Genomic DNA, 12,839 nt, shown 5'->3' with positions numbered 1-12,839 from the left:
TTCGCTGCCCGTAAATACAGGCAGCGATCACATCAGGCCAGTTTTATCATGATCATGCCAGCCAACAGCAGAACCAATCCAATCCAGCCTTTGCGATTCAGCCGTTGACCGAACAGTATCCAGCCCGCCGCCAGCGTCGCCGCGATACCAAAACCGCCCCACAGTGCGTAGGCTACGGAAAGATCGATCCCTTTCACCGCCTGAGAAAGCGCACTGAACGCGCCCAACACGGCGGCGATAGACATCAGGCCGTAGATTTTACGCCGGAAGCCATCCGAAAATTTAAGGAAAACGTTGGCGACAATCTCCAGCACAATCGCCAGCGCCAGCCAGGCCGCATGAACCCATTCAAACTGTTGCATGAGTTGGCTCCTGTGGCTGTTTCTTCGCTTTGCGGGTGCCCGATTTAATCAGCACAATACCCGCAACCAGCGTGGACAGACCGGCAATTTTCATTGTTGACAGGGTTTCATCAAATAACATCACACTGAACAGTGTGATTAACAGAATACCGATCCCCTCCCACAACGCATACGCCACACCGAGCGCGATTTTTTTTACCGCAAACGACAGGAAAATATACGAAAGGGAAATCATTACCAGCATTAATATAAAGCCAGTATTGCCATCGCTGACGCTTGCCCATTTCATCGACAAGGTTCCAGTAATTTCAGCGATAATAGCGAGGGCTAACAATATCCAGTAAAACATGGTGCATCTCCTGCAAGAGAATATAAATCACTGCAGCTTGTCGAAAACGACAAACCCAGAAAAAATGATATCAATCAGATAGCTAAACGCGTGGCGTTAGCTCAGATAACAGGCAGAAGAGGGATCTATAGCGCGTTGCGCCAGTGTTGCTCACCGGACAGCAGGCAGAGGGAAGTTGAAAAAACAGCGGTGTTATTTGAAAAGTACGTCCTGAACAGATTGTCCATAATATTACAATTATCCGCGGTATTGCTTCTCGTCATTGCGGATGAAAATTGTCCTCGGTAGTTAAACACGCCTGATTTGTACCATAAGCCAGGAATTAACTCAAAACCTTTTCACTTCTTTACCCTGCCCGTTTGACGTTGGTTAGTAGAGTAAATGAATATTCCCGTTATGATATAGATATAAGAATTAACTCAGGAACTCTCATGGCAAAACCCATCATTACCCTGAACGGATTAAAAATTGTCATCATGCTCGGAATGCTGGTGATCATTCTCGCGGGGATCCGTTTTGCCGCTGACATTATCGTGCCTTTTATTCTGGCGCTGTTTATCGCCGTGATCCTCAATCCGCTGGTGCAACGTCTGGTGCGCCTGCGCGTCCCGCGCGTGCTGGCGATTTCGTTACTGATTACCGTCATCATTCTGGCGATGGTGCTGCTGGTGGCGTATCTGGGGACATCCCTGAACGAACTGGCGCGCACCCTGCCGCAGTATCGCTCCTCTCTCGTTGTGCCATTGCAGCATATCGAACCCTGGCTACAGCGCGCCGGGATTGAAGTCTCCGTAGAAGAGTTGCTGAAGTACATCGACCCGAATGCCGCCATGACCCTGGTGACTGCCCTGCTGTCACAGCTTTCCAGCGCGATGACTTCTATCTTCCTGCTGCTGCTGACCGTGGTGTTTATGCTGATCGAAGTGCCTCAGCTACCGATCAAATTGCAGCAGGTTATGTCCCGTCCGGTGGAAGGAATGGTCGCGATTCAGCGGGCGCTGGACAGCGTGTCGCGCTATCTGGTGCTCAAAACGGCCATCAGTATTGTGACGGGGCTGGTAGCGTGGGCGATGCTGGCGGCGCTGGATGTGCGCTTTGCGTTTGTCTGGGGTTTGCTGGCCTTTGCGCTCAATTATATTCCCAACATTGGCTCGGTGCTGGCCGCCATTCCTCCGATCGCCCAGGTACTGGTGTTTAGCGGATTGTACGATGCTTTGATTGTGCTGACGGGGTATCTGGTGATTAACCTGGTGTTCGGCAATATTCTTGAACCGCGCATGATGGGCCGCGGGCTGGGACTTTCCACGCTGGTGGTCTTTTTATCGCTGATCTTCTGGGGATGGCTGCTCGGCCCGGTTGGGATGCTCCTTTCCGTGCCGCTGACCATTATCGTGAAGATTGCGCTGGAGCAGACGGCGGGCGGCCAGAGCATCGCGGTACTGCTGAGCGATGTTAGCCAGCGGTAAAGGCAAACATCGGCTTCGCGGTTCGCCCCGCTTCCCGGTAACAGGCCAGCGCTTCACGCCACGCGCTCAGCGCAAACAGCGAGGCATCGCCATAATGGCTGGTCTGCAATTTCGGCCATATTTCGCGAAATTGCCCCTGCCATTCGTCCACGCTCATCGCATCCAGCGTGTTGCGGATATGGAACCAGCGCACCTGTTTTTGCTGCCTGAACATCTGCCCGGAAAGCAGACCGTAGCAGACAAAAGTTCCGGCTTTGGGCAGCATATCCAGAATCTGCTCTGCCACGTCGCCGCCCGTGGCGTCATAGACAAGATCCGTATCTTTCGCTAACGCGCGAATTACTGCTGCGTTGTGTTGTGATATTGGCGTGATCCCCAGTGCCGCCAGCCGGTCGGCATGGACTTGCGAGCGATGGATTCCGTACACCGCTTCAGCTCCGGCGTTGAGCGCCCACTGCCCCAGCAGAATGGCACAGTCCGATCCCGCAGCCGTCAACAGCACGCGTTTCCCCTGTGGCGGGTAGAGTTTCAGCATCAGCTGCGCGGCCAGCGGATTGATCCAGGCGCGAGCGGCAAGCATGGAGTCGATATCATCAGGCACCGGGATCGCCAGATCCCCAGGACAGTCCACCACCTGCTGCCAGGTTCCCTGCCCGCGCAGTGGCAGCACGCGTTTGCCCATCAGATGCGGCGGCCCGTCAATGACTACGCCGACACCTTCATAGCCCGCGATGGCAGGCAGCGGTGTGCGATGGCGATAAGCGCCGGTGATGGGGATCAGATCCGAGGCATTAACCGGGGAAAAAAGCATTTGTACCCGCAGCTGATCGGGATTGAACAAACCGGGAGAAATCGTCTCCAGCTGGAGGACGGACTCAGGCTCACCAAAGCAGCCATATCCTAATGCGAGATGATTCATGTACGGCCCTGAAAAGAGTTATCAACATAATTAAAATTTACTGCCCCTTCAACTGGTTCCAGAAAACACCCAGCAAGGCTCTTGATCGTTCTGGTTAATCATGGATACTGTATATAAACACAGTTGAATGAGCCACCCATTATGCAGTTAATTTCCCCAAGCAGGCTCGACGCCACGATGTTGCTTCCGCTGTTTATGGAGCGTGTACCCTGTGGATTCCCCAGCCCAGCCCAGGACTATGTCGAGGATAGTCTTGACCTGAATAAATTGGTCATTAAACATCCCAGTGCCACTTACTTTGTCAGAGTGAGTGGCGATTCCATGATCGGCGCAGGCATCAGCAATGGTGACTTACTGGTTGTTGACCGTTCACTATCTGCTGTGCACGGTGATATTGTTATTGCTGCCGTCGCGGGCGAATTTACCGTAAAAGAGCTGCAAACTTATCCACGTCTTCAACTCATACCTCACAATGCTAGCTATTCTCCCATCCTATTTGAAGGAGAAGAAGAACTGGAAATATTTGGCGTCGTGACATTTACCTTGAAAGCCAACAGACATGTTCGCCCTCGTTGACGTAAACAACTTTTACACCTCCTGTGAGACTGTTTTCCGACCAGACCTTCAGGGGAAGCCCGTGGTTGTCGTTTCAAATAACGATGGATGTATTATTTCACGTTCAGCAGAAGCGAAGGCATTGGGTATCAGCATGGCGGGCCCCTATTTTCAGTTAAAGAATGAACTGAGGCGACAAAAGGTACACGTCTTTAGCTCCAATTATGCGCTGTATGCAGATATGAGCCGCCGGGTGATGACCATCCTCGAAGAAATGGCACCGAAAGCAGAAATCTACTCGATTGATGAAGCCTTTCTCGACATGACAGGCATCAGCAGTTGTATCAGTCTGGAGGATTTCGGCCACAAAATTCGCCAGCGGCTGTTTAAAGAGACGGGTCTGAAAGTCGGCGTCGGTATCGCCCCGACCAAAACATTAGCTAAGCTGGCAAATCATGCTGCAAAAACGTGGAAAAAAACGGGCGGCGTGGTCGATTTATCGAATATCGATCGCCAGCGTAAACTGTTGGCGCTTGTACCGGTTTGCGAGGTTTGGGGGGTTGGGCGACGGATATCTAAGAAGCTCAGCCTGATGGGGATCGACACCGCTTTGCATCTGGCCGAATGCTCCAGTTGGGTGATCCGTAAACACTTTAATGTCGTGCTGGAAAGAACCTCACGCGAGCTACGCGGTGAACCTTGTCTGGAACTGGAAGAGTTTTCTCCCACCAAGCAACAAATTATCTGCAGCCGCTCCTTCGGGAGTCGCATCACTCAGTATGACGACATGCACCAGGCCATTTGCGCTTACGCCGAACGCGCCGCCGAGAAACTGCGGGCGGAGAAACAATTTTGTTGTTTTATTAGCGTGTTTATCCGTACCAGCCCACATGCACAGGATGAGGTTTTTTATGGCAATCAATGTTCGGGTAAGCTGATAATTCCCACCAACGATACGCGGGATATTATCAGCGTGGCGATTGAGGCACTGAACCAAATTTGGATTGACGGACATCGCTATATGAAAGCAGGCGTGATGCTCAGTGACTTCTACAGCCAGGGAGTGGCACAGCTGAGTTTGTTTGACGAGCGCCAGCCGCGCCCAGACAGTGCCGCCCTCATGCGCGTCGTCGATCAACTCAATCATTCTGGCCGAGGTTCTGTGTGGTTTGCTGGTCAGGGCGCCAAAAAATCCTGGGCCATGAAACGAGAAATGTTGTCGCCCTGCTATACAACGCGATATTCAGACCTGCCTATTGTCAAATAAAGCAGAAATAGTTAATAACGCGAGGGAATATATTTAACGTCCGTAAGATGCCCGTTTTCGATACTGATATAGCCACCTCTTTTTAATGCCGAAAGAGTGTTCATGATTGCAGAGCGAGAGAGCCGTGTTTTTCCTCGAATATAATTCTCCGCGGTAATCGATTCTCTTAGGGTTTGAGGTTTGCTAATCAGTTCATAGAGTTGATAGCGAACCAGCTCAAAAACGGACGGAGACCCCAGTTTGAACAACACTTCTGCTGAAATACTCGCAACCAGCTGCAGATGCATAGCAAAAGGTTGCCACAGACTGTGCTCTGTTAGCAGGGTATAGAACCGTTGTTTATCCAAAGTGGCAATCTCTGCCGTTTCAACAACTCGCAATGTGAACAGAGACTGTGAGGTTTCAGGAACAGGGATGATCCCCCTTAACGTTGGGGCCTCCAAAATTTCCAAAAGAATATCATCAGGTTGTCGATAAAGAGAAATAGCCCCTTTGCGGATGAAGTAACAGTCTGGCTGATGATCTGCACTGAAACTGAGCCGTTTGCCTACGGGGCAGATACGGTACGTTAAATGTGGCTCAAGTTTATCCATCAATAGTTTCAAATGCCCGGAATGTACGCATGTTGATGTTGGGCATAAGAGCCTCATTGCATCTGAGTCGTTACTCATTTCTTTTTCCAGAGGACGTGTTTTTATTAGATTAGCAGAGATGTTGCAAGGTGGTTAAATCGGTAAAAGAGTTACTGTATAAAGTTTCGGAACCAGTGCTTAACAAGGTCCTCCCCCAAATAGGTCACTTCATACCTGTCTTCCTGAAGCAATGGAATACAAGGATAGTAATCTGGTCTTTCTTCCTCCATCGCATTTTTAGCTTCAACATCAGAAAACATACTGAAATCAAACTGTTCCAGATACCATCTTTCATAATCTTCATCGCAACGAAGCACTACTGAGTTTTTGTTAATTTCCTGTGATGTGACATTGATTTTTCTGGACGGGGTCATGGCAAGCACCTTTGTAAATTAGAATACGAGCGAACACTAACGCAGGCTTAAAGCAAGCTCTATCATTTCACAGTTTATAATTGGACTGTAAAAAGGTAGACCTGTTAGCAGACTAATTAGATAATTCACCTACCGAAACTAATCGATTCGGAATCATTAAAATATCAAAGAAATGACAGTGGCAGACTGTAAATGCACGACATGGTTAATGTGGAAATTAACATTACAGTATCGACACTTTAGATAAGTACTTAACTCATTAAGTACTTCACCATACATGTAAACATAAAGTAAACAGAAACTGAATGGAGCTGTAAATGAAATTAATAACGGTGTTCTCACTTGGTACAGTAATGGCATTAAATATGGCCACTCTGCAAAATGCCGCTGCAACGAATACCATTACTTTTAATGGTAAAATCACAGATGCGACATGTGATGTTTCTCTTGAATATAAAGGAGCTGAAATTGGTACAGCCGGTACCGGGACAATAACTCTGGACGAAGTTTCGAAAACATCACTGGCCGCTCCGGCCTCCTCTGCGGGTCAGCAGCCATTCTTCATTGTTGCTAAAAATTGTACTCTGGGTACGCCTGCAAAAACGAAAATTGCGGCAAACTTTAAAAGTGCCAATGGTGATAACCAGGGATATCTCAACAACACAGCCTCCACCGGCGCGGCAACAAATGTTCAATTCAGACTTCTCGATTCAGACCATGAAGCCATCAAGGTGAATGACCCGAATCAATCATCAACAACAGCGCCAACAACGATTAACACCGACCCGGAGGGTGCAACTAAAATGCTTTACTTTGTAGAGTATTATTCAGCTCTGGGTACTGCAACTTCTGGCTCCGTCAGCAGTACTGTCGATTATGAGTTGATGTATCAATAAGTTCTCGTAAGTTATTTCCCTGGTTAAAATTAGGTATTTCATAAATGAATTTCTACAGTAAAAAAGCTGTGTGGGCATTTTGCGCGCTCAGCGCAGGCATGATGATAAGTCAGTCGACTTATGCAAGCATTGTTTTGGATGGAACCAGAGTAATATATCAGGGAAATAAAAACGAAGTTACAATCAGCCTCACCAATAATAATACCCGGCCAGTATTAGTCCAAAGCTGGATTGATACTGGCAACGAAAATACAACACCCGAAAAAATTTCAGTACCCTTTGTTTTAACACCGCCTATCAACCGGGTTGACCCCAATAAGGGACAAACGATACGAATCAGCTATACCGGCGTTCCTGCTCTACCCAGTGACAAAGAATCCGTATACTGGCTTAATGTCCTTGAAGTCCCTGCGAAAGATAAAAACAGCAGCGATAGCCAACAAAAGTTGAATGTCGTATTTCGCACCCGCATTAAATTATTTTATCGCCCTGAGGGTTTAGCCGGGAATAGCAATGATGCTCCCGACGAATTGCACTGGCGCCTAACCGGCCAGAACGCTACGGTGCAAAACAATTCTAAATACAACATCACTATCTTCGATATAACTTACAAAGGGAATAACGGGACATCTGAGTCCAACGGAAAAATGATTGCCCCCGGTGAATCTCAGAAATTCACGCTAAAAAACTCCGGGAATATTGACGCACTTTCATTCAGTACCATTAATGACTACGGAGCGCTCATTCACCACAAAGCAAAAAGTTAATGTCTAAACAGGGGTTGGCTGTGTTAAGAAAAAATGTTTTTCTTCCTTGCGTCTATTTATATTGTTTTTCGACATTTGTTTTTTTCTCGCCGTTCGGATTCAGTGCTACTGAGTTAAACACTAATTCAGAAGATGGAAACCCAACCTCATCAGAGGATACGGCGGCAGAGTTCGATACTCAGCTCTTGCGTCAGGAAGGACAGAATAAAATAGATGTCAGCCGTTTTGCCTATGGTTCAAATGTGATGCCAGGTAAATATCGCATTGACATTCTGGTAAATGAGAACCTGGTCTCGCATGAAGAAGTCACCTTCAAAGAAGGTGAAAATAACAGAGTTACCCCCTGTTTAACACCCGACATTATTAACTCTATTAACTTGAATTTAGAAAAAGTTCCTTTTGATGCCCGAAAGGGGCTTGCTGCATTGGCGGCCTGTACTGACCTTGCTAATCTGATACCCGATGCGACTGTTAAATTTGACGCTGATAAACAACAGCTCAATATTGAAGTACCTCAAATCTATTTGCAGCACACAGCGCGAGGAAATATCGACCCGGCACTGTGGGACAGCGGCGTGCCTGCCCTGATGCTGGGTTATTATATGAACGGCTATGAATCCCATTACAGCAACGCCGGGACATCCCGTTCATTCTACTCCTCTCTGAACGCAGGGCTAAATATTGGCAAATGGTACTTTCGCCACAATGGCTCTTATAACTGGGATCAAGATACCGGTGGTGGTTATCAGAGTAATAACACCTATGTGCAGCGAGATACGGAGTTTGTCCGGGGCCATATTTACCTTGGACAATATTACACCTCGGGACAAATGTTCAATTCTGTCTCGTTTACCGGTGCACAACTAGCCACTGACGATCGCATGTTACCCGCATCTCAGCGCGGATATGCCCCGCAAATAAAAGGGATCGCAAAAACAAACGCCAAAGTCACGGTGCGTCAGTCCGGCAATATTCTTTATCAGACCACCGTTGCTCCGGGAGCATTTCAGATTGATGATCTGGGGCCGACAGGTTACGGCGGCGATCTGGATGTGACTATCGAAGAGGCGGATGGCAGTACCCAGCAGTATTCCATCCCCTACTCTTCTCTGGCGCAATCGCTGCGCCCCGGAGCGCAACAATTCACCGCGACGGCAGGCAAATTGCGCGATTACGGTGAATCCGAACAGCCGATGTTCTATGAAACAACCTTCATGCGCGGGTTAACCAACATCCTCACGGCTTATACGGGCACGCAATACAGCCAGAACTATCAGGCGGTCCTCGTTGGGGCAGCTGTTGGAACCCCCGTTGGCGCAGTCAGTGCGGATGTGACGCAATCCTGGAGCCATATTGGTGGTAAAACTGGTGATATGGTTGGCCAAAGTTTTCGCCTGAGCTACAGCAAACTCATTAACGAAACTAACAGCAACATTACGATCGCGGCATATCGCTACTCCAGTTCAGGGTACATGGATTTGCAAACCGCAGTGCAAACGCGTGATGCAATAAACCATGATGGCGATCCAAATACTGTCTGGCGCTCAAAAAACCAGTTTTCGCTTAGCCTGAACCAGGGACTGCCGGCGGGGATGGGTAATGTTTATATTAGCTCCTCCATGCAGAACTACTGGAATAACGGTGACAGCTACAACATGCAGTACCAGGTAGGATATTCCAATAGTTACAAGTGGCTTAATTACAGTATTAATGGCAGCAGGAACAAAGCCGGAAATGGACAGGATCAAACCACCTGGTATCTGACCCTTTCCATGCCCTTGTGGCCTGGACATGGCGGCGCGACGCCGTATGTCAGCATGCGTTACAACCAAGATAGCGATGGTGGACGCGGTGAACAGGCCAACCTGTCAGGCTCGTTTGGCGGCGATAACCAGTATAACTACAACGTCAGTGGTTCGCATGACAACTACTCCGGAAGTTCCGGCAGTGTGAGTGGCTCATGGGAGGGAAGCAAAGCGACGGTAAACGGGAGTTACAGCACCGGCAGCGGCTATAACAGTACGTCTGTTGGGATGTCTGGCGGAATTGTCGCTCACTCAGGTGGCGTCACATTCTCCCCTTATAACAGCGATAACTACGCCCTGATAGAAGCCAAAGGAGCCGAAGGCGCGAAAGTGGCGGGTTCTGCCGGTTCGACGATAGATTCTTCAGGTTATGCCCTTTCACCGTCATTGGTTCCCTACCAGCAAAACCGGGTCGCGATTAACCCGGAAGGCTCAGATTTGGGCGTGGAGTTTGAAAACACCGCACAAGAAGTGGTTCCGCGTGCGGGATCTGTCGTGAAAGTGAAGTTTACCACCCATACCGGTACACCGCTGCTCATCGTCTCGACCACTAAAGGGGAGCCTCTGCCGTTTGGGGCCGATGTTTTTGATGATGAAAACACGCATATCGGCGCGGTATCACAGGGAGGCGTGATTTACGTGAAAGTCAGTAAACCAAAAGGGACGTTGACCATCAAATGGGGTGAGGATGTGCATAACCAGTGCCAGGTGGCTTATGCGTTAAATCCATCAGAACCCAATCAAAACAGTAAAAATGCTATCCAGCGTTTTGCAAGTATTTGCCAATAGGTGTGATTATGTCCTTTATAAAATTAATAAGTTATGAATTCTCAGAATCAAATGCCAGATATTTAAGCAATGCAGGTAAATTACTCCTGTTCGCCCTCCTAATTTGTTTCTTTATTTTCTCGCCTAAACACGCTTATGCATTTACATGCTACAATGGATCCAGCTCTATTTATAATTCATCTGGTACATTTACTGTTCTTGTGGACGCGCCAATTCTTAATAAATCTGTAACAGATGCAATCATTACTGACATGAGTGACTATGCAAAATGCTATGGGCAGCCCGATTCGGGCTACAAGGATGCACTACGTAGTACTGAAATCACGATATCACCTGAATTATCAAGTGTTGGTTACGAACCTTACATTCAGGTTTCAGCTGAAAAGTCCCCATCAAATGAAGCATGTTTATGGCCGGATGACACATGCAATTATAATTACGCTTCGCAAGTGATTACAAAGCCCATAAATGCAAAATTAGGCATTAGCCGGAATCCCTTAGCAAAATGGTCAGGGGGAACCACTATACCTGCCGGTACGGAAATAATGAGAATGACCACGCAGGGGCGCGGAGGTGGAATATGGCAACCTTGGTATATCACATGGATATTTCAACTAAAAAACGATATGGTTATTCCTCATTACACCTGCTCACTTTCAGATTATTCAGATATTGTTAATCTAAAAACCATCTCAGTCCCAGACCTGCAAAACAATGGCCCAGGAAAGTATGACGCATCAGAAACCCCTTTCCAATTCAATCTCAATTGTGACCTTCACACAAACGTCACTGTTCAGTTTAATGGCGATGTGATGGCGGGGGTAAAAGATGTGCTCGCTAATAAACTCCCCGGGAATGATAATGTTGGAATACAAATTTCGCTTAATGATAAACCCATCGTAATGGGTGAGTCTACGGAAGTCATAAATGATGCTCAGGCGATGGAGTTAGTGAAGTTAAAAGCTTATTACTATTATAAAGGCGGTGATGTTCATGGTGGTGATGTTAAAGCAGTAGCAGAGTTTACATTTAACTATCAATAAAGAAGATGATTAGGGATAATTAATACATGAGGGACTGTAATTTAATACCACTGGCCTTATGCGCATCATCTTATCTAGCATACGGCCAGACAATAACATGTGTACAATCGAATGATCCTTGGGCAAGCATCAATACAATTTTAGAACTCAATCCTCCTGGCGTCACGATAACGGTTGGTACAGCAATACCTGACTATACCATTATCTATACACAAGATAACATTACACTCGGCCAAGATCTGACGACGTGTGAAAATAGCGTCTATTTATATGAAACAATTCTCGACAAGGGAATTTCACCTGTAAATACGATCTCCGGGGATCGTATCTATCCGACGGATGTTCCAGGCATAGGAATATCAATTTACAGTCCTGATGTTGCCGCATCACTTCCCGTTTTTCCGAATTTAGTCATGAGTGGCTGGATAAGTGCGCATACGGGGGAATATATCATGGGGAAAATTAAATTCTGGAAAACGCCAGGCAATATTCCTATGCAGTCCGGTGCATTGTCCGTAAACGGCCCTGTAGTGGGGCAGATACTGAGTAACCCACCCTATATTTTTGAAAACTCAGATGGCAGTACCGACCGTATTTACTCGAATGGACAATATTACATAGCCAGCTCAAGAAAGCTTCATGCAACGTTAATCTTTCAGCCCGGCACATGCGAAATTCAAGGCGGTGATATTATTGTTCAAATGGGTGACCATCCGGGTGTCAGGAATGCAAACTCATCATGGAAAGAGGCAAGCTTCAGATTGGTTTGTCCGGATGCACATGGTTACGGAGGCGAAACGGCAATGAACAACTCGGGGCAGTCGCCATTCGGACCTGGCCCGTCAACTGCCGTTATTTCTAAGAACAGTCAGCAGAATGGTCGCGTTAAACTGGCTATTGTCCCCTACACTGCTATCGTCGATGCTGGCAGGGGCATTATCGCTCTCGACGGCACTGGCGCGACGGGTTATGGCATCCAGCTTGCCTGGGGTGATTATCTGTCCCAAAACGACGGGGAACCACTTAAACCCGTCCGTTTTGGCACCTCACACGCTATTTATGTTAGCGAACTGAACAGTCAGTTTCGCTCCTCATCTACCCCCATTGATGGCAATGCCTTTACGGGCGGCGATAATGCTATCAAGATGGCCGCTCGGTATATTCGCACTGATGGTGAGGTAACCCCTGGGCCAGCGAGCGCGTCGGTGGAGGTGATCGCCAACTATGAATAGTGGGTGTCCAATACACATCAAAGAGAAACCGCCGAGGCGTAAAATACCCCCATTGAACTCACACGGAATTTAAAAAGGAGAGATCATGCTAAAAGTCATCGCCGAAGATTTTATTAAACCGCAAGCCGTTGAGACTGTTCTCCCGCTTTATCGTGCGCTGGTTGCAGCCACTAAACGGGAGCCGCTGTGTATTGCTTACGATTTATATGTCGATGAGAAAGATCCGGGGCATTTTATCTTCATCGAAGAGTGGCCCGATCGCGCAGCACTGGATGCGCATTGTGCGAGTGAGCACTTCAGACGGCTGGTGCCGATGATTAATCAGCACCAGCGTAAAGAACCGACATTTATCATGATGAACGGTTTTAGTTAAACCGTATTAA

The 12,839-nt window shown here is 47.8% G+C and carries 14 protein-coding genes; 9 read left to right on the top strand and 5 right to left on the bottom strand.

All coding sequences use genetic code 11. The features are described from left to right. Positions 1–32: 32 nt before the first annotated feature. Positions 33–362 carry a multidrug/spermidine efflux SMR transporter subunit MdtI gene (gene mdtI, locus C3708_RS00625; RefSeq protein WP_095281880.1) on the bottom strand — a complete coding sequence of 110 codons (330 nt, stop codon included), beginning with the start codon at positions 360–362 and terminating at the stop codon, positions 33–35. Continuing rightward, a complete protein-coding gene (gene mdtJ / locus C3708_RS00620; RefSeq protein ID WP_095281879.1) occupies positions 349–711 on the bottom strand; it encodes a multidrug/spermidine efflux SMR transporter subunit MdtJ in 363 nt (120 codons plus the stop codon). The genes mdtI and mdtJ overlap by 14 nt, the downstream gene beginning before the upstream one ends. Positions 712–1,142: 431 nt before the next feature. Between mdtJ and C3708_RS00610 the strand changes: the two genes are divergently transcribed. Then, positions 1,143–2,177: an AI-2E family transporter gene (locus tag C3708_RS00610; RefSeq protein WP_095281877.1), complete on the top strand. Its 1,035-nt coding sequence runs from the start codon at positions 1,143–1,145 to the stop codon at positions 2,175–2,177. Here C3708_RS00610 and C3708_RS00605 read toward each other — a convergent pair. Further along, a complete protein-coding gene (locus C3708_RS00605; RefSeq protein ID WP_103949041.1) occupies positions 2,164–3,096 on the bottom strand; it encodes a zinc-dependent alcohol dehydrogenase family protein in 933 nt (310 codons plus the stop codon). The genes C3708_RS00610 and C3708_RS00605 overlap by 14 nt on opposite strands. A gap of 141 nt (positions 3,097–3,237) precedes the next feature. On the opposite strand from C3708_RS00605, the gene umuD reads away from it, so the two are divergent. Together umuD and umuC are read left to right on the top strand one after the other, a co-directional pair. After that, positions 3,238–3,672 (top strand): translesion error-prone DNA polymerase V autoproteolytic subunit, encoded by a 435-nt coding sequence (gene umuD / locus C3708_RS00600; protein ID WP_103949042.1) that lies wholly within the window; start codon positions 3,238–3,240, stop codon positions 3,670–3,672. Further along, a complete protein-coding gene (gene umuC / locus C3708_RS00595; RefSeq protein ID WP_103946366.1) occupies positions 3,656–4,918 on the top strand; it encodes a translesion error-prone DNA polymerase V subunit UmuC in 1,263 nt (420 codons plus the stop codon). Before umuD ends, umuC begins: the two co-directional genes overlap by 17 nt. An 11-nt stretch (positions 4,919–4,929) precedes the next feature. On the opposite strand, the gene C3708_RS00590 is transcribed toward umuC, so the two are convergent. Next, positions 4,930–5,589 (bottom strand): helix-turn-helix domain-containing protein, encoded by a 660-nt coding sequence (locus C3708_RS00590; RefSeq protein ID WP_103946367.1) that lies wholly within the window; start codon positions 5,587–5,589, stop codon positions 4,930–4,932. A gap of 71 nt (positions 5,590–5,660) precedes the next feature. Further along, positions 5,661–5,924 carry a hypothetical protein gene (locus C3708_RS00585; RefSeq protein WP_103949043.1) on the bottom strand — a complete coding sequence of 88 codons (264 nt, stop codon included), beginning with the start codon at positions 5,922–5,924 and terminating at the stop codon, positions 5,661–5,663. Between the two features lie 317 nt (positions 5,925–6,241). On the opposite strand from C3708_RS00585, the gene C3708_RS00580 reads away from it, so the two are divergent. The 6 genes from C3708_RS00580 to C3708_RS00555 all read left to right on the top strand — a co-directional run bounded on the left by C3708_RS00580 (position 6,242) and on the right by C3708_RS00555 (position 12,829). Then, entirely contained in the window at positions 6,242–6,820 is a 579-nt protein-coding gene (locus C3708_RS00580; protein WP_103949044.1) for a fimbrial protein, read from the top strand. 44 nt (positions 6,821–6,864) lie between these two features. Then, positions 6,865–7,587 (top strand): fimbria/pilus periplasmic chaperone, encoded by a 723-nt coding sequence (locus tag C3708_RS00575; protein ID WP_103972656.1) that lies wholly within the window; start codon positions 6,865–6,867, stop codon positions 7,585–7,587. Then, complete coding sequence (locus tag C3708_RS00570; protein WP_103949045.1) at positions 7,587–10,181, top strand: fimbria/pilus outer membrane usher protein; 2,595 nt, start codon at positions 7,587–7,589, stop codon at positions 10,179–10,181. The genes C3708_RS00575 and C3708_RS00570 overlap by 1 nt, the downstream gene beginning before the upstream one ends. Positions 10,182–10,189: 8 nt before the next feature. Next, positions 10,190–11,224, top strand: a complete 1,035-nt coding sequence (locus C3708_RS00565; protein ID WP_103949046.1) for a fimbrial protein — start codon at positions 10,190–10,192, stop codon at positions 11,222–11,224. 26 nt (positions 11,225–11,250) lie between these two features. Beyond that, positions 11,251–12,456, top strand: a complete 1,206-nt coding sequence (locus C3708_RS00560) for a fimbrial protein (protein ID WP_103949047.1) — start codon at positions 11,251–11,253, stop codon at positions 12,454–12,456. 85 nt (positions 12,457–12,541) lie between these two features. After that, a complete protein-coding gene (locus C3708_RS00555) occupies positions 12,542–12,829 on the top strand; it encodes a putative quinol monooxygenase (RefSeq protein WP_095281873.1) in 288 nt (95 codons plus the stop codon). Positions 12,830–12,839 lie beyond the last annotated feature (10 nt).

The organism is Lelliottia sp. 7254-16 (genome assembly GCF_002922995.1).
GTDB classification, from domain to species: domain Bacteria; phylum Pseudomonadota; class Gammaproteobacteria; order Enterobacterales; family Enterobacteriaceae; genus Enterobacter; species Enterobacter jeotgali.
This window is presented reverse-complemented; position numbering and strand designations above follow the sequence as displayed.

What these genes read in the sequence shown, in the direction of transcription:
- mdtI (WP_095281880.1), bottom strand. Translation starts at nt 362, where the DNA reads ATGCAACAGTTTGAATGGGTTCATGCGGCCTGGCTGGCGCTGGCGATT.
- mdtJ (WP_095281879.1), bottom strand. Translation starts at nt 711, where the DNA reads ATGTTTTACTGGATATTGTTAGCCCTCGCTATTATCGCTGAAATTACT.
- C3708_RS00610 (WP_095281877.1), top strand. Translation starts at nt 1,143, where the DNA reads ATGGCAAAACCCATCATTACCCTGAACGGATTAAAAATTGTCATCATG.
- C3708_RS00605 (WP_103949041.1), bottom strand. Translation starts at nt 3,096, where the DNA reads ATGAATCATCTCGCATTAGGATATGGCTGCTTTGGTGAGCCTGAGTCC.
- umuD (WP_103949042.1), top strand. Translation starts at nt 3,238, where the DNA reads ATGCAGTTAATTTCCCCAAGCAGGCTCGACGCCACGATGTTGCTTCCG.
- umuC (WP_103946366.1), top strand. Translation starts at nt 3,656, where the DNA reads ATGTTCGCCCTCGTTGACGTAAACAACTTTTACACCTCCTGTGAGACT.
- C3708_RS00590 (WP_103946367.1), bottom strand. Translation starts at nt 5,589, where the DNA reads ATGAGTAACGACTCAGATGCAATGAGGCTCTTATGCCCAACATCAACA.
- C3708_RS00585 (WP_103949043.1), bottom strand. Translation starts at nt 5,924, where the DNA reads ATGACCCCGTCCAGAAAAATCAATGTCACATCACAGGAAATTAACAAA.
- C3708_RS00580 (WP_103949044.1), top strand. Translation starts at nt 6,242, where the DNA reads ATGAAATTAATAACGGTGTTCTCACTTGGTACAGTAATGGCATTAAAT.
- C3708_RS00575 (WP_103972656.1), top strand. Translation starts at nt 6,865, where the DNA reads ATGAATTTCTACAGTAAAAAAGCTGTGTGGGCATTTTGCGCGCTCAGC.
- C3708_RS00570 (WP_103949045.1), top strand. Translation starts at nt 7,587, where the DNA reads ATGTCTAAACAGGGGTTGGCTGTGTTAAGAAAAAATGTTTTTCTTCCT.
- C3708_RS00565 (WP_103949046.1), top strand. Translation starts at nt 10,190, where the DNA reads ATGTCCTTTATAAAATTAATAAGTTATGAATTCTCAGAATCAAATGCC.
- C3708_RS00560 (WP_103949047.1), top strand. Translation starts at nt 11,251, where the DNA reads ATGAGGGACTGTAATTTAATACCACTGGCCTTATGCGCATCATCTTAT.
- C3708_RS00555 (WP_095281873.1), top strand. Translation starts at nt 12,542, where the DNA reads ATGCTAAAAGTCATCGCCGAAGATTTTATTAAACCGCAAGCCGTTGAG.